At 68.2% G+C, this 24024-nt stretch carries 20 protein-coding genes and 2 pseudogenes; 11 read left to right on the plus strand and 11 right to left on the minus strand.

Features of this window, described 5'->3' with window-relative positions:
• Positions 1–3 precede the first annotated feature (3 nt).
• Positions 4–1533, minus strand: a complete 1530-nt coding sequence (gene miaB, locus GAS53_RS12690) for a tRNA (N6-isopentenyl adenosine(37)-C2)-methylthiotransferase MiaB (RefSeq protein WP_151477614.1) — start codon at positions 1531–1533, stop codon at positions 4–6.
• 289 nt (positions 1534–1822) lie between these two features.
• On the opposite strand from miaB, the gene GAS53_RS12700 reads away from it, so the two are divergent.
• On the plus strand, positions 1823–2821 hold the full coding sequence (locus GAS53_RS12700) for a TAXI family TRAP transporter solute-binding subunit (protein ID WP_151477615.1): 999 nt from the start codon (positions 1823–1825) through the stop codon (positions 2819–2821).
• Between the two features lie 118 nt (positions 2822–2939).
• Here GAS53_RS12700 and GAS53_RS12705 read toward each other — a convergent pair whose 3' ends face one another.
• Together GAS53_RS12705 and GAS53_RS12710 are read right to left on the minus strand one after the other, a co-directional pair.
• Entirely contained in the window at positions 2940–4352 is a 1413-nt protein-coding gene (locus GAS53_RS12705) for a sensor histidine kinase (RefSeq protein ID WP_151477616.1), read from the minus strand.
• Positions 4353–4361: 9 nt separating this feature from the next.
• The gene (locus tag GAS53_RS12710) at positions 4362–5048 is read right to left on the minus strand and encodes a response regulator transcription factor (protein ID WP_151477617.1); all 687 of its coding nucleotides are present in this window, start codon (positions 5046–5048) and stop codon (positions 4362–4364) included.
• Positions 5049–5326: 278 nt separating this feature from the next.
• Here GAS53_RS12710 and GAS53_RS12715 point away from each other — a divergent pair, with 278 nt between their 5' ends.
• From GAS53_RS12715 to GAS53_RS12730, 4 genes are all read left to right on the plus strand, one after another.
• Positions 5327–6103, plus strand: coding sequence for an amino acid ABC transporter ATP-binding protein (locus tag GAS53_RS12715; protein ID WP_151477618.1), 777 nt, complete (start codon positions 5327–5329; stop codon positions 6101–6103).
• 60 nt (positions 6104–6163) lie between these two features.
• Complete coding sequence (locus GAS53_RS12720; protein WP_151477619.1) at positions 6164–7009, plus strand: glutamate ABC transporter substrate-binding protein; 846 nt, start codon at positions 6164–6166, stop codon at positions 7007–7009.
• 89 nt (positions 7010–7098) lie between these two features.
• On the plus strand, positions 7099–7764 hold the full coding sequence (locus GAS53_RS12725; protein WP_151477620.1) for an amino acid ABC transporter permease: 666 nt from the start codon (positions 7099–7101) through the stop codon (positions 7762–7764).
• On the plus strand, positions 7761–8675 hold the full coding sequence (locus GAS53_RS12730; protein WP_151477621.1) for an amino acid ABC transporter permease: 915 nt from the start codon (positions 7761–7763) through the stop codon (positions 8673–8675). The genes GAS53_RS12725 and GAS53_RS12730 overlap by 4 nt, the downstream gene beginning before the upstream one ends.
• 304 nt (positions 8676–8979) lie before the next feature.
• Here GAS53_RS12730 and GAS53_RS58775 read toward each other — a convergent pair.
• A pseudogene (locus GAS53_RS58775) lies at positions 8980–9126 on the minus strand (IS630 family transposase); the annotation flags it as partial.
• Positions 9127–9493: 367 nt separating this feature from the next.
• Here GAS53_RS58775 and GAS53_RS58310 point away from each other — a divergent pair.
• A complete protein-coding gene (locus GAS53_RS58310) occupies positions 9494–9793 on the plus strand; it encodes a hypothetical protein (protein WP_151477622.1) in 300 nt (99 codons plus the stop codon).
• Positions 9794–10200: 407 nt separating this feature from the next.
• Here GAS53_RS58310 and GAS53_RS12745 read toward each other — a convergent pair whose 3' ends face one another.
• Complete coding sequence (locus tag GAS53_RS12745) at positions 10201–10527, minus strand: hypothetical protein (protein WP_151477623.1); 327 nt, start codon at positions 10525–10527, stop codon at positions 10201–10203.
• Between the two features lie 657 nt (positions 10528–11184).
• Between GAS53_RS12745 and GAS53_RS12755 the strand changes: the two are divergent.
• The 5 genes and pseudogenes from GAS53_RS12755 (at position 11185) to GAS53_RS12770 (ending at position 16035) form a co-directional block, all read left to right on the plus strand.
• A pseudogene (locus GAS53_RS12755) lies at positions 11185–12446 on the plus strand (transposase).
• 349 nt (positions 12447–12795) lie between these two features.
• On the plus strand, positions 12796–13371 hold the full coding sequence (locus GAS53_RS58315) for a response regulator transcription factor (protein ID WP_225858892.1): 576 nt from the start codon (positions 12796–12798) through the stop codon (positions 13369–13371).
• 291 nt (positions 13372–13662) lie between these two features.
• Positions 13663–15258: an FAD-dependent monooxygenase gene (locus GAS53_RS12765; protein ID WP_151477627.1), complete on the plus strand. Its 1596-nt coding sequence runs from the start codon at positions 13663–13665 to the stop codon at positions 15256–15258.
• A gap of 65 nt (positions 15259–15323) precedes the next feature.
• A complete protein-coding gene (locus GAS53_RS57985) occupies positions 15324–15410 on the plus strand; it encodes a putative leader peptide (protein WP_318722129.1) in 87 nt (28 codons plus the stop codon).
• Positions 15411–15492: 82 nt separating this feature from the next.
• A complete protein-coding gene (locus tag GAS53_RS12770; RefSeq protein ID WP_192583087.1) occupies positions 15493–16035 on the plus strand; it encodes a cupin domain-containing protein in 543 nt (180 codons plus the stop codon).
• A 193-nt stretch (positions 16036–16228) separates the two neighbouring features.
• Here GAS53_RS12770 and GAS53_RS12775 read toward each other — a convergent pair whose 3' ends face one another.
• From GAS53_RS12775 to GAS53_RS12800, 6 genes are all read right to left on the minus strand, one after another.
• Positions 16229–18760, minus strand: coding sequence for an FtsX-like permease family protein (locus GAS53_RS12775; protein ID WP_151477628.1), 2532 nt, complete (start codon positions 18758–18760; stop codon positions 16229–16231).
• Positions 18757–19383, minus strand: a complete 627-nt coding sequence (locus tag GAS53_RS12780; protein WP_225858893.1) for a winged helix-turn-helix domain-containing protein — start codon at positions 19381–19383, stop codon at positions 18757–18759. The genes GAS53_RS12775 and GAS53_RS12780 overlap by 4 nt, the downstream gene beginning before the upstream one ends.
• 736 nt (positions 19384–20119) lie before the next feature.
• On the minus strand, positions 20120–21040 hold the full coding sequence (gene recX, locus GAS53_RS12785; protein ID WP_151477629.1) for a recombination regulator RecX: 921 nt from the start codon (positions 21038–21040) through the stop codon (positions 20120–20122).
• A 3-nt stretch (positions 21041–21043) separates the two neighbouring features.
• A complete protein-coding gene (gene recA, locus GAS53_RS12790; protein ID WP_151477630.1) occupies positions 21044–22171 on the minus strand; it encodes a recombinase RecA in 1128 nt (375 codons plus the stop codon).
• 287 nt (positions 22172–22458) lie between these two features.
• Complete coding sequence (locus tag GAS53_RS12795; protein ID WP_151477631.1) at positions 22459–23718, minus strand: AI-2E family transporter; 1260 nt, start codon at positions 23716–23718, stop codon at positions 22459–22461.
• 60 nt (positions 23719–23778) lie between these two features.
• Positions 23779–23973, minus strand: a complete 195-nt coding sequence (locus GAS53_RS12800; protein WP_151477632.1) for a DUF3046 domain-containing protein — start codon at positions 23971–23973, stop codon at positions 23779–23781.
• Positions 23974–24024: the final 51 nt, after the last annotated feature.

A 24024-nucleotide genomic window follows, 5' to 3' on the forward strand; every position in this document is an offset into this window, starting at 1 on the left:
GGGTCAGTCGCGGCCGCACCCGCTGCTCGTGGCGACCGGCAGCGGCTCCGGAATCCCGATCTGCGGGAGCCCGAGCATGACACCCGCCGGCTTCGCGGCCTCGGCGGCGTTGCGCTTCTCCCAGGCGTCCCCCGCGCGCGTGCGGCGCACATCGAGGACGGCGCCCTCGGCGAGCAGGTGGTGCGGGGCGGCGTACGTGATCTCGACGGTGACGACGTCACCGGGACGGACCTCGACGTCGGGCTTGGTGAAGTGCACCAGGCGGTTGTCGGCGGCGCGCCCGGAGAGGCGGTGCGTGGCGCCGTCCTTGCGGCCCTCGCCCTCGGCGACCATCAGCTCCAGCGTGCGGCCGACCTGCTTCTTGTTCTCGTCCCAGGAGATCTCCTCCTGGAGCGCGACGAGACGCTCGTACCGCGCCTGCACGACCTTCTTGGGGATCTGGTTCTCCATGGTGGCCGCCGGGGTGCCGGGGCGCTTGGAGTACTGGAACGTGAACGCCTGCGCGAAGCGGGCCTCGCGGACCACGTGCAGGGTCTGCTCGAAGTCCTCCTCGGTCTCGCCGGGGAAGCCCACGATGATGTCGGTGGTGATCGCGGCGTGCGGGATCGCGGCGCGGACCTTGTCGATGATCCCGAGGTACCGCTCCTGCCGGTACGAGCGGCGCATCGCCTTCAGGACGGTGTCCGACCCGGACTGCAGCGGCATGTGCAGCTGCGGCATCACGTTCGGCGTCTCGGCCATCGCGGCGATGACGTCCTCGGTGAAGTCGCGCGGGTGCGGCGAGGTGAAGCGGACACGCTCCAGGCCCTCGATCTGCCCGCAGGCCCGCAGGAGCTTGCTGAAGGCCTCACGGTCGCCTATGTCGGAGCCGTAGGCGTTCACGTTCTGGCCGAGCAGCGTGATCTCGGATACGCCCTCGCCGACGAGTGCCTCGATCTCGGCGAGGATGTCGCCGGTCCTGCGGTCCTTCTCCTTGCCGCGCAGCGCCGGGACGATGCAGAAGGTGCAGGTGTTGTTGCAGCCGACGGAGATGGAGACCCAGGCGGCGTACGCGCTCTCGCGGCGGGTCGGCAGCGTCGACGGGAACGCCTCGAGCGACTCGGCGATCTCGACCTGCGCCTCTTCCTGTACGCGGGCGCGCTCCAGGAGGACGGGCAGCTTGCCGATGTTGTGCGTACCGAAGACGACGTCCACCCAGGGCGCCTTCTTCACGATGGTGTCGCGGTCCTTCTGGGCGAGGCAGCCGCCGACGGCGATCTGCATGCCGGGCCGCTTCGTCTTCATCGGCGCGAGCCGGCCGAGGTTGCCGTACAGACGGTTGTCGGCGTTCTCCCGCACCGCGCAGGTGTTGAAGACGACGACGTCGGCGTCACCGTCGGAGCCCTCGGGCGCGCGTACGTAACCGGCGTCCTCCAGCAGCCCGGAGAGCCGCTCGGAGTCGTGAACGTTCATCTGACACCCGTAAGTGCGGATTTCGTAGCTTTTAGATTCTTGAACGTCCACTGTGAGGCTCCGGTCACTGCTGCTGGTCATCCCCCTAGGGTAGGCGCTCCCGGGAAGGCCCTGCCCGGGAGCGGTCCGGCGGAGCCCTGCTCCGGCTCGACACCGATGCCGTCGCCGGACAGCGGTGCCGCGCCTGCGCACGGGCACCGTCCGAACCCGTACGGGACGCCTCGGTCACAAAGCTCCGGCGTACGAGCTCGGCGGAGTCCGCGGCGACGTCGTCGGACCAGTTGCCGACGTGGTGGATGCCGGAGCCGGCCGGCTCCCCGTGGGGCCCGGCCCTGGTCATCCCGGCCGGTGAGCTGGCAGGATCGCGCGCATGTTCCAGGCACTCCCCCGTATCGGCAGACGCCGCGCCCTGCAGGGTTCGGCCGCCGCCTTCGTGGCCTTCGGGCTGCTCCTGTGGTGGCTGCTGCCCCTGGGCGAGAGCTCGCCGAGCGGAAAGGTGTCCATCAGCACGGGTTCGCCGACCGGCGTGTACCAGCTGTACGGGAAGTTGCTGCAGAACGCGCTCGCGAAGGACATGCCACGCCTGGACGTGACGCTGCACCACAGCGTGGGCTCCCAGGAGAACGTGGAGCGGGTGGCCACCGGGGAGGACGACTTCACCATCGCGGCGGCCGACGCGGTGGAGAAGTACAAGCTGGCCGGCGGGCCGGGCGCGGACCTGCTGCGCGGCTGCGCGCGGCTGTACGACGACTACGTACACGTGGTCGTCCCCCTTACGTCCTCCGTGGACACCGTCGAGGACCTGAAGGGCAAGAGGGTGGCGGTGGGGCAGCGCAGCTCCGGAGTGCGGTTGATCGCGGAGCACGTGCTGGAGGCGGCCGGCCTCGACCCGAAGAAGGACATCCAGCCGGTGTCCGCGGGCATAGGGACCATGCCGGAGCTGCTCGAGGGCAGGAAGATCGACGCCTTCTTCTGGTCCGGCGGGCTCCCGACGACCTCCGTGACCGACCTCTCGAACAGATTCGACATCAAGCTCGTCCCGATCGGCAGCGACCTCGTCGAGAAGCTCCACGAGCAGCGCGGGGAGTCCAGCTACTACCGGTCCGCGGTCATGCCCGCGGACGCCTATCCCAGCGCCCAGGTCGGCAGCCCCGTGCCGACGGTGGCGGTGGCGAACCTGCTCGTGACCCGGGCCGGGACGGACGCGAAACTCACCGAGGGCGTGACCCGCACGGTGATCAACAGTCGCGACCGCATCGGCGAGGAGGTCCACGCGGCACAGCGCGTGGACCTGCGGACCGCGATCTACACAGACCCGCTGGAGCTCCACCAGGGCGCACGTCGCTATTACCGCTCAGTCAAGCCGTAAGGACTCGTACGGCGTCCGTGGCTGGTCCTGCGTCCGCGGGCCGCCGCAGGACCCGAACAAGACCCTGGGCCGGCAACTAGGGACGCCAGCGGGCCCCGCAGCCGGCACAGGGGCCCTCTCAGGTCCCGGGCACCGCCCGCGGCACGGTCACCGTCACCTTCAGCCCGTGCGGCTCGTGGCGCTCGTACGAGATGGAGCCGCCGCCCGCCGCGAGCAGGGCCCGGGAGATGGACAGGCCGAGGCCCGAGCCCTTGATGTTCTGGTGGCCGGGGCTGCGCCAGAAGCGGTCGCCGACGCGGGTGAGTTCCTCGTCGCTGAGGCCGGGTCCGCGGTCGGCGACGACGACGGTCGAGACCTCGCCGTTGGAGGCCACCTCGACCTTGACGGACTCGCCCTCGGGGGTGAACTTCAGCGCGTTGTCGATCACCGCGTCCAGGGCGCTGGAGAGGGCGACGGGGTCGGCCCAGGCGGTCGTGGCGGGGCAGGTCCCGACGAGTCGTACGCCCTTGCCGTCGGCGAGCGGCGACCAGGACGCCACGCGCTCGGCGGTCAGCTCTCCGATGTCGGTGAGCCGCAGGTCCGCCTCGGCGTGCTCGGCGAGGGCCAGGTCCAGGAGGTCGTCGAGGACCTGGGCGAGGCGTTTGCCCTCGGTACGGACGGAGGCGATCTCCTCGTTGCCCTCGGGGAGCTCCAGGGCGAGCAGTTCGATGCGCAGCAGCAGGGCGGACAGGGGGTTGCGCAGCTGGTGCGAGGCGTCGGCGACGAAGGCGCGCTGCTGTTCCAGGACGTCCTCGACGTTGTCGGCCATCTCGTTGAACGACCGGGCCAGACGTCTGAGCTCCGGGGGTCCGCCGGCGGCCGCGACCCGGGACTTCAGACGGCCGGTCGCGATGTCGTGGGTGGTGGCGTCGAGGACCCGTACGGGCCGCAGCACCCAGCCGGTCAGGCGCAGCGCGGCACCGAGCGCGAGGAGCATCGCGGCGCCCTCGCCGGCACCGATGACCAGCCAGCCCTCAAGGATCTTCGAACGCATCTGCCCGGTGGGCGATTCGGTGACCACGACGGCGACGACATCCCCGTCGTAGATGACGGGGGACGCGACGACGAGACGGTCGCGTTCCCACGGCCAGACCTGCTTCGGGTCGTGGCTGCGGCGGCTCTGGAGCGCCTCGTCGAACGCGTCGCGGACCTCGCCCTCGTCGGGGATGTACCAGCTCAGCGGCGCGTTGGCCATGACTTCTTCGTCGCGCCAGAAGACTCCGGCCTTGATGTCGTACAGCCCGTGGTACTTGACGAGTTCCCTGCTGAGCGTCTCACCGCGCTCGTCCGTGGAGCCGGAGTCCACCCGTGAGCCCCTCGGGCGGTCGCTGACGAACTGCGCCAGGGACGCGAAGCGTGCCGTGTCGTCGATCCGGTCGACGACCACCTTCTGCTGCTGGGCCGCCGCCAGGCTGACGGCGAGCGGGATGCCGAGGGCAAGCAGTACGGCCGCCATCAGGATGATGAGCAGCGGGAGGAGACGTGCGCGCACCTGGGCCCGCTACGAAGCGGGCGCGACGAGTCGGTATCCGACGCCGCGCACGGTCTCGATCAGGGCCGGCATGCGCAGCTTGGAGCGCAGCGACGCGACATGCACCTCCAGGGTGCGGCCGGTCCCCTCCCAGCTGGTGCGCCAGACCTCGCTGATGATCTGTTCCCGCCGGAACACCACTCCGGGGCGCTGGGCGAGCAGCGCCAGAAGGTCGAACTCCTTGCGGGTCAGTTGGACAACCGAACCGTCCACGCTGACCTGGCGGGTGGGCAATTCGATGTGTACGGGACCGAGGCGCAGCGCGGTCTCGGCGGGAGCGGCCGCGTCGTCGGGGACTGTGCGCCGGCTGACGGCGTGGATCCGGGCGAGGAGTTCCCCGGTGTCGTAGGGCTTCACTACGTAGTCGTCGGCCCCGAGGTTGAGGCCGTGGATCCGGGAGCGTACGTCGGCGCGCGCGGTGACCATGATCACGGGGGTGCTGGTGCGCTTACGGATCTTGCCGCAGACCTCGTAGCCGTCCTGGTCGGGCAGGCCCAGGTCGAGGAGCACCACTCCGAAGCCTGCGCCTTCCGGGACGAGTGCCTGGAGGGCCTCCTCGCCGCTGCGGGCGTGCACGACGTCGAAGCCGTGGCGTGCGAGGACCGCGGACAGAGCGGCGGCGACATGGTTGTCGTCCTCGACGAGGAGCAGTCTCATCCCAGCCCCCTCAGGTTCATCGGTCGGACGTTCTCGGCGGATAATGGTGAGCACGCGCGTGTCCCCTGGAAGTCAGGCCGATGGACGCGGACGGCGTCAAGTGGGTTCGGGGCGAGGGTGGCTTCCGTTACTCAGCCGGTACGTACCCGGAGTGCCCTTGACGAAGAGTGTCCGTTTGCTGCCGGATCGTTATGCTCAATTTCCCCTCAGATGTAATGACGCTGGTCGTGCGGGGTTACTACTGTCCTCGCAACCGAGGAGGACGGAGCAAGAGGCCGATGACCGAAGTATCAGTGACCAAGGACGCCGTACCCATGGCTGGCGATCTGGTGGTGCTGAAGAACGTCAACAAGCACTTCGGCGCGTTGCACGTGCTCCAGGACATCGACCTGACCATCGCCCGTGGTGAAGTCGTCGTGGTCATCGGACCCTCCGGGTCCGGAAAGTCCACCCTGTGTCGCGCCATCAACCGCCTGGAGACCATCGAGTCGGGAAGCATCTCGATCGACGGAAAGCCGCTGCCGGAGGAGGGCAAGGAGCTCGCCCGACTGCGCGCCGACGTCGGCATGGTCTTCCAGTCCTTCAACCTGTTCGCGCACAAGACGGTGCTCGAGAACGTGACGCTGGGCCAGCTCAAGGTCCGCAAGGCGGACAAGAAGGCCGCGGAGGAGAAGGCCCGCGCGCTGCTCGACCGGGTGGGCGTCACCGCCCAGGCGGACAAGTACCCCGCGCAGCTCTCCGGCGGCCAGCAGCAGCGTGTCGCGATCGCGCGGGCGCTGGCGATGGACCCCAAGGTCATGCTCTTCGACGAGCCGACATCGGCTCTCGACCCGGAGATGATCAACGAGGTTCTGGAAGTCATGCAGCAGCTCGCGCGTGACGGTATGACGATGGTCGTAGTCACACATGAGATGGGTTTCGCCCGTTCGGCCGCCAACCGCGTCGTCTTCATGGCGGACGGGCGCATCGTCGAAGAGGCTGTGCCGGACCAGTTCTTCAGCAATCCGCGCAGCGATCGGGCGAAGGACTTCCTTTCCAAGATCCTGCACCACTGACGACCTGCGTCACCCGCCACCGACGGTTCGCACATCTTCACCACTCAAAGGATGTTCACCATGAAGCTCCGCAAGGTCACCGCCGCCTCGGCCGCCGTCCTCGCGCTCGCCCTCACAGCCACCGCGTGCGGATCGGACGACAAGGACAGCGACAGCGCTGACACTGGCGCCGGCGGCGACAAGAAGATCACCATCGGCATCAAGTTCGACCAGCCCGGCGTCGGCCAGAAGACGCCGCAGGGTTACGAGGGCTTCGACGTCGACGTCGCGACGTACGTCGCCAAGGAACTCGGTTACAGCGAGGACCAGATCCAGTGGAAGGAGGCGAAGAGCGCCGACCGCGAGACCATGCTCCAGCGTGGTGACGTCGACTTCATCGCCGCCTCGTACTCGATCACCGATGAGCGTGACGCGAAGGTCGACTTCGCCGGCCCGTACCTCCTGGCCCACCAGGACGTTCTGATCCGCGCCGACGACAACTCGATCAAGACGCCGGAGGACCTCAACGACAAGAAGCTGTGCTCGGTGGTGGGTTCGACCTCGGCACAGAACGTAAAGGAGAAGCTCGCCCCCAAGGCCCAGTTGCAGGAGTACCCGACGTACTCGGCGTGCCTGACCGGTGTGCAGAACAAGGCCATCGACGCGCTGACCACGGACGACTCGATCCTCGCCGGTTACGCCGCGCAGGACAGCTTCAAGGGCAAGTTCAAGCTCGGCGGCTTCAAGATGACCAACGAGAACTACGGCATCGGCGTCAAGAACGGCAGCGACCTCAAGGCCAAGATCAACACGGCTCTGGAAAAGATGGTCTCCGACAAGTCCTGGGAGAAGGCCGTGGAGGCCAACTTCGGCCCGGCCAACTACAAGTACGAGCCCGCCCCGAAGATCGGCAACATCGTCAAGTGAAGCGGGATCTGACCTGACAGGTGCGCCGCCCCCGGGGGCGGCGCACCTGCTCGAAAGAGCCCTCCACACACGCGGAAGCGCGGGAGATCGTGTTCGACTTTCTTGAAGGTTACAACCTGTGGGAAGCCTTCTGGACGACGGTGCAGCTGACCGTCCTCTCAGCCGTCGGCTCCCTGATCTGGGGAACCCTGCTGGCCGCCATGCGGGTCGGTCCGGTGCCCCTGATGCGCGGCTTCGGGACCGCCTACGTCAACATCGTGCGGAACATCCCGCTGACTGTGATCATTCTGTTCGCCTCGCTCGGCCTCAACCAGACGCTGGGCATCAGTCTCGGCGCGAACACGTTCGAGACCATCAACTTCCGGCTCGCCGTACTCGGTTTCGTCGCGTACACCTCGGCCTTCGTGTGCGAGGCGCTGCGGTCCGGAATCAACACGGTTCCCGTCGGCCAGGCTGAGGCGGCGCGCGCCATCGGCCTGAACTTCACGCAGGTTCTGACGCTGATCGTGCTGCCGCAGGCGTTCCGTTCGGTGGTGGGTCCGCTGGCGAACGTACTCATCGCGTTGACGAAGAACACCACGGTGGCCGCCGCGATCGGCGTCGGTGAGGCGGCACTGCTGATGAAGGAAATGATCGAGAACGAGGCGCAGCTCCTGCTGATCGCGGCCGTGTTCGCTGTCGGATTCATGTGCCTCACCCTGCCGACCGGCCTGATTCTCGGTTGGGTGAGCAAGAAGGTGGCGGTGAAGCGATGAGCTCGGTCCTCTACGATGCGCAGGGCCCCCGCGCCAAGCGCAGGAACGTCGTCTTCACACTGCTGTTCCTCGTGGCTCTCGCCGCGGTGCTGTGGTGGCTGTACAGCATGCTCAACGACAAGGGCCAGCTCGAGTGGGCGTTGTGGAAGCCCTTCTTCACCGGCACCGAGGCCTGGACGGTGTACATCTGGCCGGGCCTGAAGAACACACTCATCGCGGCGGCGCTCTCGATGGTCATCGCGCTTCCGCTCGGCGCTGTCCTCGGTATCTGCCGGCTTTCCGACCACCTTTGGATCCGCGTTCCCGCCGGGGCGATCGTGGAGTTCTTCCGCGCCATCCCGGTGCTGATCCTGATGATCTTCGCCCTCGCGGCGTACTCCGAGTACACGGGCGTCAGCTCGGACGACCGTCCGCTGTACGCGGTCGTCACCGGCCTGGTGCTCTACAACTCCTCGGTCCTCGCGGAGATCGTCCGGGCCGGCATCTTGTCGCTGCCCAAGGGCCAGTCCGAGGCCGCGATGGCGGTCGGCCTGCGCAAGAACCAGGTGATGCGGTTCATCCTGCTGCCGCAGGCGGTTACGGCGATGCTCCCGGCGATCGTCAGCCAGCTCGTGGTGATCGTGAAGGACACGGCGCTCGGCGGCGCGATCCTCACCTTCTCCGAGCTGCTCGCGTCAGCCAACACGATGAGCGGTTACTACGGTGCGAACACCATCGCCAGCTTCACGGTCGTGGCTGTGATCTACATCGTGATCAACTTCTCTCTCACGAGCTTCGCGAGCTGGCTGGAGGGCAGGCTCCGCCGCGGCAAGAAGTCCACCGGAGCGGTGCTCGGCGCGGACGCGGTCGAGGAGCTCAGCGCACCCGGTGAGCACGTGGACGTCACCCACGACGTCGAGAAGGGCCCGTGAACGGCTCGAGCGCACCGAAGAACTGACGAGATGTGAGCGGCCGGAGGCAGTGGCATGATCGGCCACTGCCTCCTCGCGGTCGAGGTGACACATATAAGGCTGACCGAGAGCCTTCAGTGCTCAGGCACGCTGGTGAGATCGCAGGCAAGCATGGTTCTCCCACCCACGCTGAGTGGACGTGTTCCGGTGTGCACGGTGAGAACGAGATTGCAGGCAGAAACGGTTCACACTCAGCGCGGTGGGATACCGACGGTCAGCAGGTTGGGGACAAGCAGCGTTATCACTGCCGGTGTAACCCACTCCCCGCCAGAGTCCAGCACTGGTCACTCCAGCCGGAGGAGGCCGGACCAGCATCCAACACCGCTTCCAGTACGCGCAGTTGGCCCGCGTCGAGCTTGCAGCGTGCACCGCCGGGTTCCTTGGAAACCAGGGCCTGCCGCCCGCACGCAGCCACTATCTGCCGCACAACTTCGCGCCCTGGGAGACCGCCTATGGGTACTTCGTCACCTGGTAGAAAAAAAGGGCATCTCCAACCAGCTCAACGGCCTTCTGCGTCTGGCGCGCGAGGCCGAAGTCGCGACGCCGAGCCAAGCGCCTGCGTGCTGAACGCACATACCGTCAAGACCTCCGCCCATGTGTCCGCGGCCGGCCAAGGCATGGATGCGAGTAAGAAATCGCAGGCCGCAAGCGCTACCTCGGCATCGACGCCCTCGGTATCCTGCTGGCGGTCTGGGTGACGCCGCCTGCGTCTCCGACAACACCGGCGGCATCCACATACTCTCCCATATCACTTCCACGAACCCTCGCGTGATCAGGGCTTGGGCCAAACCGGCTACCGCTCCAAGGGCATCGACCACGGCGCCCACCGCGGCATCGACGTCGAAGGCATTCGCCGCGCCTCCGCGCAGAAGGGCTTCAAGGTCATCCTGCGACGCTGGGTTGTCGAACGGCCCAACCAGCTGGCTGATGCGTCAGCACCGACTTGCCCGAAACTACGAAACTCATCCGTTCACGTCGCGGTGGTCGACCTCATAAGCCGCCGACTCACCCTCGAACTGGCTCGACAGCTGAACCTCGAAGCAAACGTCTCTGCCGGAACAAAAGGCTCTTCTAAATGAGTTTGATCACTAGCCTCAAGGCTCCGTGTGGTCCAATCCCATGGAGGGCACCGGCATCCGCCGCTGGACGCAGTCATCCATGACCCGCCCGGCAGGTAGGCGTCTTGAGGACAGGCAGTGTCGCTATGGCGTGCACCACAATGGCGCCAGAAAACGGACCGCACGTGGTGACGATGTCGCGCCATATCCTGACAACAACCTGATTAATGCAGTTGAAATGGCCCGCCGGGTGTTTCGGCGGGCCATTTCAACATCACTGTCGATGTAAACGATCAGATGTCGGCGCAACGGATGCGGCGTCCCAACCGGGAAGCCCGGTGGGCCGCCGCATTTACTAGCCCGGCTCGCAGGTGGTCGCCGCGTGGGACTGTGCGCGACCACGGACGCTGTCGAGCGGTTCGGCCTATTTACGTGGACTTGGTGATGATCCCGGCCGAGGAGAACTGCGTCTGTGCCGGGCAGAAGACCTGCGACCAGCCGCTGGTACGCCACCTGGGAGCATCGATGACGACAATGCCGCCCCCGTCCCAGCGTGTGCAATTGACGCTGGCCTTGTAGTGGCCGCCGTTGCTGTTGGTGCAGCGGGCCATCGCACCGTTTTCGAAGTTGTTCTGGTAGGTGCAGCCTGTCGGCCAGGCGGTTGCTCCAGCGGGCGCTGCGGAGGCTGCCCCCTGGAAGCCGAGGGTGAAGGCGGCTACCACGCCACCCATGGCGAGAATCGACCATTTCTTCATTGGCGTGGATCCTTTCGCTGCGCGGTCATTTAGAGGTGTGCCGTGTGCGGGAGGCTGGCGCCTCGCATTCAGGACGCCTTGGTTGTGATGCCGGCGGACACAGTTCTGGTCGATCCCTGGCAATAGGCCCTGGAGAACGAGCCATTATTCCGCCAGTCGCCCTCGAAAAACTTGATGGCGCCAGTGTCTGTGTCCTTGCACATCGCGGAGGCGCGGTAGTGGCCGCCATGCGAGTTGCTGCACCTCGCCACAGTCATTTTCGTGTCAACGACCTCGTACGAGCATCCCGTCGGCCATGCCGTAGTGGCTGCTGACGCCGTGACGGGCGCCGAGAGCATAAGGCCGAGCATTGCGGATCCTGTAAGGATAATTCTCGTTGTCGTACGCACTCAGATCCCCGTTCTTTTGGATTCGGTCCCTTTGTGTCGGGTTGACATGCTTGAGACCCCCGCTACGAGGCTCAACCATTTCCACAACCAACCTCTCGGACTTGGAGCACGCAGAACACCCCCCGACGGATGGAAGCCTCACCCAACTCCCCCCAAGGTGGGGGTTGACATCCTCCCCAAAAGGACCCCAAGCGCAGAACCATTAGCGGTAGTTTGTTAAACCCGGCGGTAGTTGGGGTTGACGTGCGGTCTCGTCGGGCGTGCAACGGTGGAGCGGGGTTCCGTCGAGCATTGGAGGTCGGCGACGACTGCGCGTCGTCCGTGCCCGCCCGCGCCGGGGCCGTTGGCGGAGTACACGGCCCGGTTTGACGACCTGTTCGCCGACCTGGCCCAGAGGCGGGGGTTTCGCGACTACCTCACGGGGCTGCTCACGCCACGGGACCGGAACAAGACGATTACTTGTCTGGCCGGGGCGGAGCCGGTGGTCGGCGCGGGTGGCACGGTGGTGCAGCGGCTGCAGTTCTTCCTGTCGGAGTCGTCCTGGGACGCCGACCGAGTCAACGACCGGCGGCTTCAGATGCTGTGCACGCAGGAGACGACCGCGCCGCACGACGGCGGGGTGATCGTCATCGACGACTCCGGCGACCGCAAGGACGGCACGATCACCGCACATGTGGGTCGACAGTGGCTGGGGCGGTTGGGCAACACCGACAGCAGAATCGTCACGGTGACCACGGTCTGGACCGACGGACACGTGTACTTCGCGCTGCGCGAGGCCGACCTTCCCTATGTGGTGGCGCTCAAGCCGCACCGCGGCACCTGGGCACGCGCCGACCAGCCGCACACCCCGATCGACGCCGCCCGTGCCCTGACCGGGACCGATCCCGACCATCCGGGCGACTGGACACCGGTTGAGCGCCACTTCCGCGACGGGCACACCGAGACCTGGTGGACCGCCGATGCCCGCCTGGGCGGCTATGATCCCGACAGCCCGTGCCGCCTGGTCGTGGCCACCACCGACCCGGGCACACTGCCGGAGAAGGCCACCTGGTACCTGGCCACCAACCTGCCCCACCCCGACGCGCCGCACGCCGCCACCAGCCAGCACCCGCCGGCCGACCTCGCCGAGATCGTCCGGTTGTACAGGCTGCGGCCGTGGATCGAGCAGAGCTACAAGCAGATCAAGGACGAGCTCGGCTGGGGCTTCCAGTCCGCTCCGACCGGGCCATCCGCCGCCACCAGACCCTGGTGAACTGCGTCTTCTCCCTCTGCTGGAATCAATGGTTCGCCCCACCCGGACCGCTGGACGCCACCGCACCGGACCCCTGCCCCGACGACCGGCCAGAGAGCGGGACCAGGCACACCCCACCAGCCCCAACTGCCTTGCTGGCCCAGGACCTTACGCGCCGTTCGGTCCTGGCTCACCCCTGCCACCACCCTGCGTCGCTGGTGGCGGGCCTGGATCGACAAGGACCCGCCGCCCGAACTCCAGGCCCTGCTCGACGCGGTCGCAGCCGGTCACGGCCTTGATCTCTACTGCCGGGTTTAACGAACTACCGGTAGCTCACGCAATTGCAAATGATTGCCCTTTATGACTCAAAGAGAATATATGCACGATGGGCGATAAATGCAGAATGATTCACATTGACGAGAGTGAAGCTCAAGAAGGGCTCAATTTTGAGTAATCGCACTCGAGCTTCTTCAGCGAGATTGATAAACTGAACTGAGTACACTTACCGCGCTGCCCTCCTGACCAGAGTGGCAGCCTTTGCGAGGCACGGATTACGGGGGCCACGTGATACGGGTCACACTTGTTGACGATCGGCGATTTTTTCGAGCAGGCTTGCGCGCCATCTTGGAATCTCAGCTCAAACTGAGCGTGGTCGCCGAAGGGAATACACACGAAGCGTCATCCTTGATTGAAGTCACACGCCCCGAACTTGTCTTGTTCTGCTTTTCTTCGCATACAGAAGCAATTCGACCCCTCGCCCAACTGAGGCAGCTTGCACAGTCTCCTGCGGTTCTCGTTATAGCGGAATCCATCTCGAAAAGAGGAGCGCGCCAACTGCTCACCCTTGGCGCATCCGGAATCCTGCTGCAAGAAAGCGCATCACAGCATCTACCATGGGCCGTTCTTGCGGCATCTCAAGGGGGCTGCGCCCTCTCTCCTGAGATCTCCAAACAGGTCATCCACGAATACACTGCCCCAGCCACAGAGTCGGCACTGAAGAGAGCTGCACAGACGAAGATCTGCGCCCTCACCGCAAGGGAGCGCGAAGTCCTAGAATTATTGAGTGAGGGCCTCCCAAATCAAGCCATAGCCCATTTTCTGACCATCAGTCCGGGGACCGTGAAGGATCACGTACGTTCCGTATGCTCGAAACTGAATGCCGATAGCCGCTTCCACGCTGCTCGCATCGCATGGCAGGCCAAAGAATGCCGTATCTCGGCTTGACGTAATAGGTGAATCCTCGAGATCTCTCACCGGGCCCGGCGAGAGTGTGCGTCATGGCGACCGCTCAGCCGTAGGTTGCCCGTAAGGCGCCATAGCCCCTTGGCCGCTCCGGCACGTGGCTCGGCCTTGATTCAGTAACCGTCTGCCGACCAGCCGTGGAGGGCACTGCCTCCGTCACTTGACGCAAGCACCGGCAGTGGGTTGCATACGTTCTGTGATCGTGCACCCCGCTCCAACTGCCAGTCCCGGTAAGACACTCTGGACACCGCTCCGGGCAGGGGGCACCGCGCCGTGGACCCGGTGATCATCGTCGGAGCGGGGCCCGTCGGACTCACGCTCGCCCTGGCGCTGGCGCGGCAGGAGGTCCCGTCGGTCGTCCTGGACGAGGGGCCCGGCAAGGACGAACAGCGGCTCGCGCGGACCGTCGTACTGCGTGAGGACACCGCCGCGCTCATCGAGCGGCTGACGGGTTTCCCCGTCACCGAAGCCGGTTTCCGTTGGGCCGGATGGCGGTCGATGCGGCGCAAGCAGGTGATGCGGCAGATCACGTTCGGCGACGACGAACCCGCGCCGTTGCACGTCCCCCAGCACGTGCTGACCGCCGCCCTCAGGGAGGCGATCACAGCCGAGAGCCTGGTCAAGATCGCCGTGGAGAGCCGCCTCGACTCGATCGAGCAGGAGACCTCGGGCGTCACGGCGCACACCCGCGGCCCCAAGGGGACGTGGTGGCGCGGCAGCTACCTGGTCGGCTGCGACGGACCGCGCTCGACGGTGCGCAAGCTCCAGGACATCCGCTTCCCGGGCCGCACCGCCGTGGAGCGGCACGCCGTCGCCGCGCTGCGTACGGAACTTCCGTGGCCCGGTGAGGCGTTGCTGCACCGGATGCCGCCGTGGCGGACGTCGGGCCCCTCGGCCGGAGAGGTGACCGCACGACCCCTCGCCGACGACGTGTGGCGCCTGGACTGGCTGCTGCCGCCGGGCAAGGACCTGGTCACCCCGGACCTGCTGGTGGCGCGCGTCCGCGAGACCCTCGCGGGTTGGAGCGGGGGTTCCACACCGCCGTACGAACTGCTCGACACCGGAGTCCACACCGTCCACCACAGGCTGGCGCGACGGTGGCGGGCCGGCCGTGTCTTCCTCGCCGGGGACGCCGCGCATCTGCTCGGCGCGCTCGGCACGCAGGGCCTCGACGAAGGCCTGCGGGACGCCGACAACCTCGCGTGGAAGCTGGCCTTCGCCTGGCACCACGGCCCGCACGAGGCGCTGCTCGACAGCTATCAGGTGGAGCGGCGCGCCGTCGTCGCCGCCCGGCTGCGCGCCGCCGACCAGTCACTGCCGGTGCTGCGCGCCGGCGGCCTGCGCTCCGCGGTGCGCGGGTCGGCTCGCGGCCACGACGCGTTGCTCACGGACAGTCACCTGGGGCGCGGCCTGCTGGGCGCGCCCGGAGCGTACGCCGATTCGCCGCTCGCGCCTCCACGCGCCGAGTCGTCGGTCGAGGTCGGCACGGCCGTGGGTGACCAGGTCTTCGATGTGCGGGTGACGGCGGAGGACGGTTCCTTCGTACGGCTGCGGGACCGGCTGGGCCGTGGGGCGCTCCTCGTGCTGCTGATCGCGCCGGGGACCGGAGTGTGGGAGCGCAAGCACTGGGTGACGGCCGGGATCATGCCGCGGCTCGCGGCCGCCGTGACCGCGCTGCCGCACCGCGCCGAGCTGCTGGTCACCGAGAGCTACCCTGGCGCGGCCGCGCACACGGTGCTGCTGATCCGTCCGGACGGGCACCTCGTCACGGCGTTGAGCGGGGTGCGTCCGGCTGATCTGTACGAGGCGGCGGAGGCGGCGCTGGGCGGCCCCCGGACCACGGCAGAGGCCACGGCTGGTACGTCCTGAGCGCCCTCTGTCCATACGGTGACACCGAATTGACCGGCCTGCACCGTCATGGTGTACTCCGGATCGTGACCGACACCTGTGTACGCCTGTGGCGGAGGGTCCATATGGACCTCGTCCGCTACGCGGGCTGCGTGTGTCGCCCGTCCTTCTGAATTCGCATTCCTCTTCACCCGCGCGCGCCACCGAAATGTACTGCCGCGCGCTCCCACGCGAACGCTGATCAGGACGGTGCCCGTGTCTGTCTCCCCTTCTGTTGCATCCCCTTCCGTCTCCGCTCCGGCTCACACGCCCACCCAGGCCGAGCTGCTCGACTTCGTCCGGCGCACGGCCGCGGACACGGAGCTGATCACTTCCCTGCCGCTCGACCCCGAGGGCCGTACATGGGTACGCCTCGACGGCCCCGGTGGCAGCGAGGCCTGGCTCATCGGCTGGCCGCCCGGCACGGGGACCGGCTGGCACGACCACGCCGAGTCGGTCGGCGCCTTCCTCACCGCGTCGGGCGAGCTCAAGGAGAACTCGCTCACCGCCCGGCTGCCCACCGACGGCTGGAAGACCCTCGAACTCACCGAGGACATCGACCGGGAGCGGCGACTGCCGGCCGGCAAGGGGCGCTCCTTCGGCCGCCACCATGTGCACGAGGTGCTCAACGAGTCCACCGAGGAGCACGCGATCTCCGTCCACGCGTACTACCCGCCCCTGCCGCGGATCCGCCGCTACAGCCGCAGCGGCCAGGTCCTGCGCCTCGAGCAGGTCGAGCGTCCGGAGGACTGGCAGTGACCGCGGAACGTCCCGCGGGAGCCGAACCGTCGTGTCGGATTCGACGAGTCGCCGGAGCGGGCGGGACCCCGACCTGCGCGTCGTGATCGTCTGCTTCCCTGGCGTGCCCCGGCGGCTTCCTGGGCATATGTAGCGGTGGGGGCCCCTTCATGTAAGGGGCCCCCACCATTGCGTACCGCCCCTTACTCCCTGGTCACTCCCTGGCCGTCGCCACCGTGACGGCACGGGCCTTGAGGGCCACGCGCCCCGGCAGCGCGGTGGCGACGAGGGCGAGCAGTCCGGCGGTCGCGACCACCGCGACGTACACCAGGGGAGTGACGGCCGGGGCCGCACTGCCCGTCATTCCGATGCTGAAGGCCGTGAGGACTGCGAGCGCGATGCCGCTGCCGAGGGCCGTGGCCAGGAGCAGCACCGACAGTGCCTCGGTCCGCAGCATCCGCAGCACCTGACGGCGGGTGGCGCCGGCGAGGCGGAGCAACGCGAACTCGCGGACGCGCTCGGAGACCGACATGGCGAGCGTGTTGACGACGGCGATGGCGGTGAAGGCCAGGACGAGCCCCATGGCGAAGTAGTTGACCTCGGCGTTCGCCTGCTGGCGCTCGGCCTGCAGCGAGTCCGCGGTGGCGGGTGAGACAACCCGGACACCCGGGAACTTCCGGACAGCGGCCGCGAGTTCTTCCTGTGAACGGGAGGTGGAGACGAGGACGGTGGCCGCGAGCGGGTTGTCGACATGCCGGGCGACCAGGTCGTGGGCCATGGTGAGGTCACCGAAGCCGAGGCCCCTGGCATAGACGGCGGCGACGGTGAGGGTGACGGGCGTACCGTCGCCGAGGGTGAGTTTCAGTGTGCTGCCGGGCTTCAAGTGGAGCTGGTCCGCGGCGAGTTCGCTGATGGCGACGGTGTCCTTGGTGAGCTCGGCGAGGGAGCCCGCGGTGACGTCGGGGTCCCAGGTGCGGGTCAGGCCGGCGGGCGTGACGCCCTGTGCCGCGTACTTGTCGAGTCCCACGCGGACGGTCGTGCGGACGACTTCGGTGGCGACGTCGTGGTCCGTACGCAGCTGCCGTGTGGCCTGCTCAGGGACGCCAGGGCCCTGTGCGGCGAGGACCCAGTCCGCGCGGATGCCTTCGCGGGCCTGGGCTCGGGCGGCGTGCCCCAGGGTCGGCTGGACGAAGAGGACGGTGCAGGTCATACCGATGAGGAGGGTGAGCGGGGTGACGACGGAGGCCATACGGGCTGCGTTCCCGCGCAGGTTGGCGGTGGCGAGCCTGCCGCCCGGGCCGGTGAGCCGAAGCGGACCGCCCAGGATCGCCACGGTCGCCCGAACAAGGAGGGGCCCCAGCAATGCCACGGCCGAGGCGAGGACCACAACGGCCAGGAATGTCACGGGAGTCGAGGCCGGCTCGGTGCGCAGGACGCTGAGTACGGCGACGAGGACCGCACCTCCGGCGAGCAGCACGAGCCCCGCGAGAATGCGCCCCCAGGCGGGTCGGGTGCGCTCGGCCCTGGCCTCGGCGAGCGCCTCGGCCGGGCGAATACGGGCGATGCGGCGGGAGGAGACACGGGCGGCGGCCCAGGCTCCGAAGAGGGTGGCGGCGACGGCGGCGAACAGCGGGAACACACTGACCGTGTGCTGAAGCGTGGCGGGCACGGCGCCGAGGGCGACGAACCTGCCGTGCAGCCAGCCGCCCAGCGGCAGCCCCGCGAGAGCTCCGGCGACTCCGGCGGCCGCGCCGACGAGCAGGGCCTCGCGACCGAGGAGCTTGCGGATCTGTCCTGGTGTGGCGGCGATGGCACGCAGCAGGGCGAGTTCACGGTGCCGCTGCTGCACGGAGAGCGCGAAGGTGCCGACGACCACGAGGACGGCGACGAGCAGGGACGTGCCGCCCATCGCGCCGCCCATGCTGACGAGCTTGATCCGGGCGGCGGCCGCGTCCAGGAACTCGACGCGGCCTCGCTCGTCACCGGCGCTGATCTGCGCGGTGGTGCCGTGCAGCGCCTTGGCCACGGACGCTTTGAGCGTGGCCGTGTCCGTGCCCTTGGCCGGGACGACACCGAACGCCGTGACCTGGCCGGGGTGCGCGGCGAGGTCCTGGGCTTCGGCGGTGGAGAAGAAGAGCGAGGTCTGGTGACGTATGCCGTCCCCGGCGGGCGCTGCGATGCCGGTGACGCGGTACGTACGCGGGTTCTGGGTGGACTGGACGGTGAGGCGGTCACCTGGCTCGAGGTGAGCGCGGTCGGCGAGGTAGCGGTCGACGACCAGGTCGCCGCGCGCTCGGGGAGGGGTGCCGGTGGTGAGGGTGTACGGGGTGAGGGCCGCGGAGTCCCAGGCGTGCCCGTAGGCGGTCCGGCCGCCTGTGCCGGTGGGTGTCAACGGCTCGGCGAGGAAGGTCAGTTCGGGGATGACGCGATCGGCGCCGGGGACTTCGCCGAGCCTCGTGGTGAGTTTCTCCGGCAGCCAGGCCCGTTCGGCGATGGGTTTGGCCTTGTGTTTGGTCTTCGTCTTGCCCTTCTTGTGCTTGACGGTGGTCTGGTGGACGTTCTGGTCGGCGGAGACCACGACGGGGGCGGCGGCGTAGCGCTCGGTGCCGATGGTGCCGCGCAGTCCGGTTTCGAGGAGGGTGCCGCAGGCCGTGATGAGGGCGGCCGCGCACATCAGGGCGAGGAAGGCTCCGAGGAAACCGCCTTTGCGGTGCCGGACGGTCTGCAGGGCGTAGCGCAGCATCATGAGATCTCGGTCTCTCTTCTGTTGTCTGCGTCGTCGGGCACGGAGTCGGGCGAGGGACCGGGCATGGGGTCGTCCGCGGCTTCGGCCTGGGCGGGGAAGGCGAGGAACCGGGTGAGCACCGTGCGCGCGCCGGCCGGGGTGTCCGCCTCGGGGCGCTTGTAGCGGTTCAGGAGCGCGATGTACTCCTCGAAGAACTCGCGCAGTTCGGGGAGCGTCAGCCGGATCGTGCCGCGTGAGTACGGGAAGGCGTCGGCCCATGGCTCGTCGGCCGCGTCCCGCTGGAGCTGCTCGAAGAGTTCGAGGTCGGCGGCGTACGCGTGGTGGTTCAGCTCGTCCATCACGAGCCGCATCTCGGGGCTCTGCCGACTGCGCGGCGGGAAACGGCGGTCGCCGGGTACGGCCCGCCACCAGCGCTCCCTGCCGTGTCCCGCACCGCCCGTCTCCTCGACGAAGCCGTAGCGCGCGAGTTCGCGCAGGTGGTAGCTGGTGGCTCCGGTGTTGAGCCCGAGCGCCCGGGCGAGCGTCGCGGACGTGGCGGGGCCGTGCACGGTGAGGTGCTGCAACATCCGCTGCCGACGGGGTTGAGCGAGCGCCTTCAGCGCGGCGAGGCCGGAGAGCTCGATGGGGGCGGAGCGGGTTGCGGAGGCGTCGGGGTATTCGCTGGAGGTGCGTGTGGATGGGGGCGCGGTGGCGGCGGGCTCAGTCGTGGAGGGCTGAGTGGGCGAGCCCTCCCCTTCCGCCGGGGTGTTGGAGACGTGCCCTGCCGGCGGAAAGTCTGCTGCCGAAACGTGTCCCGCGCCTGCAGACCCGTCGCGACCGGCCCGCCGAGCGCCTCGGCGTCCTCCGTCGGCTTCGACGCCGCCGCGCTCTGTTGCCGAGGGCCGAGCAGGTGAACTCTCAGCTTCCGCCGTCCGGTTGGAGGCGTGCGGTGTTGCCGTCGGCTCGCCCGGGGCCTGTCCGGCGCCCTCGGGGGCGGGAGAGGTGCGTCCAGTTTCGAGAGGTCCGGATATGCGCCCCCGGTCCGCGGGATCGGTAGTGCCGGGTTCCTGTGCCATGCGTACACAGTCGCCTGTGCACAGCTACCTGTGCACTGCGGTCGTCCGGCGTCTTGTACGGGGGATAACCCCACCCTCGGCCACCGCAACGGAGGCTCTCCAGCAGGGAGTTGTCTCTCATCCGGGATCGAGGCTCCACCACGATGGCGGCCCGCGGCCACAGCCCGGCCCGGGTCCGGATCCGGACGCGATGGGCGCCCCCGCGCGTCCACCGTGTCCAGGATCCGTAGCCGAACGGCCCGGAGCCGACAGGCCCGCAGCCGACAGCCCCGGAGGCAGCTTTACGCCTCCTCAAGGGCCCGGCTCAGAACCCCTCGTCGCCGAGGAACTCCGCGTCCTCGCCCTCTTCCTCCAGCGCCTGCCGGACCACTCTGAGGGCCATGCCCTCGGAGTAGCCCTTGCGGGCGAGCATGCCCGCGAGGCGCCGTATCCGCTTGTCGCGGTCGAGGCCACGCGTGGCGCGCAGCTTGCGGGCGACGAGCTCGCGCGCGGTCGCCTCCTCCTGCTCGGAGTCGAGCTGTCCGACCGCCTCGTCGATCAGCGTGGAGTCCACGCCCTTGGTCCGCAGCTCCTGGGCGAGCGCCCGCCGGGCCAGGCCCCGGCCGTGGTGCCGGGACTCCACCCAGGCTTCGGCGAAAGCGCTGTCGTTGATCAGCCCGACCTCTTCGAAGCGGGACAGCACCTCGTCCGCCACGTCGTCCGGGATCTCGCGCTTGCGCAACGCGTCCGCGAGTTGCTTCCGCGTGCGCGGGGTCCCGGTGAGCAGGCGCAGGCAGATCGCCCGCGCCCGCTCAGCCGGGTCCCCTGGGGGCTCCCCCTTCTCGGCCCTCGACGAGGAAGGGGGGCCTCCGTCCTGTGGGCCGCCGTCGGTCTGCGCCTCGCCGAAACCGCGTCGCCGGCCGCCCCGGCCGCCGCGACGCGGGGTTCCGTCACCCCGCGGCTCTTCGCCCCGCGACCCGTCGTCCCCGTACGACCAGCCATCGTCACCACGCCGCCGACCAGCGCCGCGACGCGAGCCACCGCTCGGCGAACCGTCACCGTCCGGCGGACCGTCACCCCCTGGATCGCCGTACGCCCCCTCGGCGCCCCAGGCCTCGAGACCGTACGACCCGTCACCTTCGTACGCCCTGTCCCTGTCTCCCGCGGAACCGATGTCACCCCCGCGCCCCCGTCCTTCGGAGGCGACGGGGTGGACGTACTCGGCCCAGTCGGTTCGTCGCGTCATGGACTAGCTCTTGGCCGCCGCGGCCTTGGGCTTGACGGCCTTGGCCGCGGGAGCGGGAACCGTCTTCGCGGCCTCGCCAGGAGCGGTGGCCGACACCGCCGCGTCCGCCCCCGGCTCAGCGGTCGGCTTCTCCGGCTTCACACCGACGCCCAGCTTCTCCAGGATCTTCTTCTCGATCTCGTTGGCGAGGTCGGGGTTGTCCTTCAGGAAGTTGCGCGCGTTCTCCTTGCCCTGGCCGAGCTGGTCGCCCTCGTACGTGTACCAGGCGCCGGCCTTGCGGACGAAGCCGTTCTCCACGCCCATGTCGATCAGGCCGCCCTCGCGGCTGATGCCCTGCCCGTAGAGGATGTCGAACTCGGCCTGCTTGAAGGGCGGCGCGACCTTGTTCTTGACGACCTTGACGCGCGTGCGGTTGCCGACCGCGTCGGTGCCGTCCTTCAGCGTCTCGATGCGCCGGATGTCGAGCCGCACCGAGGCGTAGAACTTCAGCGCCCGGCCACCGGTCGTGGTCTCCGGGGAGCCGAACATCACGCCGATCTTCTCGCGCAGCTGGTTGATGAAGATCGCGGTGGTCTTCGACTGGTTGAGCGCGCTGGTGATCTTCCGCAGGGCCTGGCTCATCAGTCGGGCCTGCAGACCCACGTGCGAGTCGCCCATCTCGCCCTCGATCTCCGCGCGCGGCACCAGGGCGGCGACGGAGTCGATGACGATGAGGTCGAGGGCGCCGGAACGGACCAGCATGTCCACGATCTCCAGAGCCTGCTCGCCGTTGTCCGGCTGCGACAGGATCAGGTTGTCGATGTCGACGCCGAGCTTCTTCGCGTACTCGGGGTCGAGGGCGTGCTCCGCGTCCACGAAGGCCACCTGACCGCCGGCCTTCTGCGCGTTCGCCACCGCGTGCAGGGTCAGGGTCGTCTTGCCGGAGGACTCCGGGCCGTACACCTCCACCACTCGGCCGCGCGGCAGGCCGCCGACGCCGAGGGCTACGTCGAGTGCGGTCGACCCTGTATGGATGACCTCGATGGGCTCGTTCGGCCGCTCGCCGAGGCGCATCACCGCGCCCTTGCCGAATTGCCGTTCAATCTGTGCGAGCGCGGCGTCGAGCGCCTTCTCGCGGTCGGTTCCTGCCATGGGTTCCACCCGATTTGCTTGAGTCGATCGCTTCACGTCAAAGACGCTAACGCCTGCCACTGACAATGCGCCCCGACGCCCGTCCGGCCTGTGGATAACTCGGGCACTTCTCCATCAAATCCCCGTCGACATCCCGTCTCGGGCCTCGCCAGAGCCTCCATAAGAATGGATGTTCGATTTTGGTGTCAAGCGCACCACACGCTCCCACGGGAGCATGGCGCGGACGGTGACACCCGGCTGCTTCCAGGGTCGTACGCGCAGCGCGCCAGTGCGACTGCCCCGACGCGCTACGCGGTGTCCCGGGGCTCCGCGTCCTCTGCCGGCCTCGCCTCACGGGGTCCTCGCAGCACGCGTCCCATGCGTACGAGGAGGGTGCCCGAGGCCCGCTCGCGGCGCCCGTGCACCCGGGGGTCGTCTGTGACGTCGTAGCGCTTCACGTACGCCCCCAGGAAGGCCTGCAGCGTGGCGACCGCGGGGATGGCGATCAGCGCGCCGACGGCACCGAGCAGGGCCGTGCCCGCGATGACCGACCCGAAGGCGACCGCGGGGTGGATGTCCACGGTCTTCGCGGTCAGCTTGGGCTGCAGCACGTAGTTCTCGAACTGCTGGTAGACCACGACGAAGATCAGCACCCACAGCGCGTACCAGGGGTCGACGGTGAAGGCGATCAGCATCGGCAGGGCGCCCGCGAGATACGTACCGATGGTGGGGATGAACTGCGAGACCAGGCCCACCCAGACGGCGAGCACGGGCGCGTAGTTCACGTCGAGCGACTCCAGCAGGATGTAGTGCGCTATGCCGGAGATCAGGGCCATCAGTCCGCGCGAGTACAGATAGCCGCCGGTCTTGTTGACGGCGATCTCCCACGCGCGCAGCACCTCGGCCTGCCGGGCGGGCGGCAGTACGGAGCACAGGGCGCGCCGGAGCCGCGGGCCGTCGGCGGCGAAGTAGAACGCGAACAGCGTGATCGTCAGCAGCTGGAAGAGTCCGCCCAGTACTTGCGTGGACACGTCCAGGACGCCGGTGGCGCTGTTCTGCACGTACTTCCGGAGCCAGTCGGAGCGCAGCAGGCTGTCCTGGATGTCGACGCGGCTGAGCTCCGTGTGGAAGGTCGTGTTGATCCAGCTGATCACCGAGTCGACGTACTTCGGGAAGTCCTCGACCATGTCGATGATCTGGTTGGCGAGCATCGACCCGAGCAGCGTGATGAAGCCCGCGCTCACGATCAACACGGCGAGGAACACGATCGCGGTGGCCAGCCCTCGGCGCATGCCGTACGAGGCCATCCAGCTCACCGCGGGCTCTATGGCGAGTGCCAGGAAGAAGGCGATCAGGATGTTGATCAGCAGCCCGGTCAGCTGGTGGAAGGCCCAACTGCCCAGCTGAAAGCAGGCGATGAGGGTGAGGGCGAGCACCATGGCGCGCGGCAGCCAGCGTGGCATGCGGGCGCGCCCCTCGGCCGCGTCCCCGGCCGGGGGGCCGGGAGGTGTCGTGCCGAGCGGGGATGCGTGATGTCCGACCTGCGCGGTCTCATCTGTCGATGCCACGGACCAAGTCTCGCCCACGCCACCGACAATCGGTCCCCGCTCCCGGATCTTCGTGGCTTGTCAGCGCTTTTCGTACGGAACGTTCACCGCTGTACACACCGCGCGCCACACGTCCTTCGCCTCCCAGCCCGCGTCCAGCGCCTGCTGCACCGTGCGTCCGCCGAGTTCCGACATCACGTGGTCGCGCGCGAAGGAGTCGGCGTACCCCTCGCCGAAGTGATCCGCCATCCGCTGCCAGAAGACCGTCAACCGCATGACTCCAGTATCCCGCCCCTGAGGGTGGGCCCGAGCCGGGACCGCTTGCCG

The sequence above is a fragment of the Streptomyces albicerus genome, from assembly GCF_008905045.1.
Classification (GTDB): Bacteria; Actinomycetota; Actinomycetes; order Streptomycetales; family Streptomycetaceae; genus Streptomyces; species Streptomyces albicerus.

Bases quoted from the DNA above. Each gene is read 5' to 3' on its own strand.
- recX (WP_151477629.1), bottom strand. From the start codon at position 21,040: ATGACGCGACGAACCGACTGGGCCGAGTACGTCCACCCCGTCGCCTCC.
- GAS53_RS12745 (WP_151477623.1), bottom strand. From the start codon at position 10,527: ATGAAGAAATGGTCGATTCTCGCCATGGGTGGCGTGGTAGCCGCCTTC.
- miaB (WP_151477614.1), bottom strand. From the start codon at position 1,533: ATGACCAGCAGCAGTGACCGGAGCCTCACAGTGGACGTTCAAGAATCT.
- GAS53_RS12800 (WP_151477632.1), bottom strand. From the start codon at position 23,973: ATGCGGTTGACGGTCTTCTGGCAGCGGATGGCGGATCACTTCGGCGAG.
- GAS53_RS12715 (WP_151477618.1), top strand. From the start codon at position 5,327: ATGACCGAAGTATCAGTGACCAAGGACGCCGTACCCATGGCTGGCGAT.
- GAS53_RS12730 (WP_151477621.1), top strand. From the start codon at position 7,761: ATGAGCTCGGTCCTCTACGATGCGCAGGGCCCCCGCGCCAAGCGCAGG.
- GAS53_RS12775 (WP_151477628.1), bottom strand. From the start codon at position 18,760: ATGATGCTGCGCTACGCCCTGCAGACCGTCCGGCACCGCAAAGGCGGT.
- GAS53_RS12720 (WP_151477619.1), top strand. From the start codon at position 6,164: ATGAAGCTCCGCAAGGTCACCGCCGCCTCGGCCGCCGTCCTCGCGCTC.
- GAS53_RS12710 (WP_151477617.1), bottom strand. From the start codon at position 5,048: ATGAGACTGCTCCTCGTCGAGGACGACAACCATGTCGCCGCCGCTCTG.
- recA (WP_151477630.1), bottom strand. From the start codon at position 22,171: ATGGCAGGAACCGACCGCGAGAAGGCGCTCGACGCCGCGCTCGCACAG.
- GAS53_RS12700 (WP_151477615.1), top strand. From the start codon at position 1,823: ATGTTCCAGGCACTCCCCCGTATCGGCAGACGCCGCGCCCTGCAGGGT.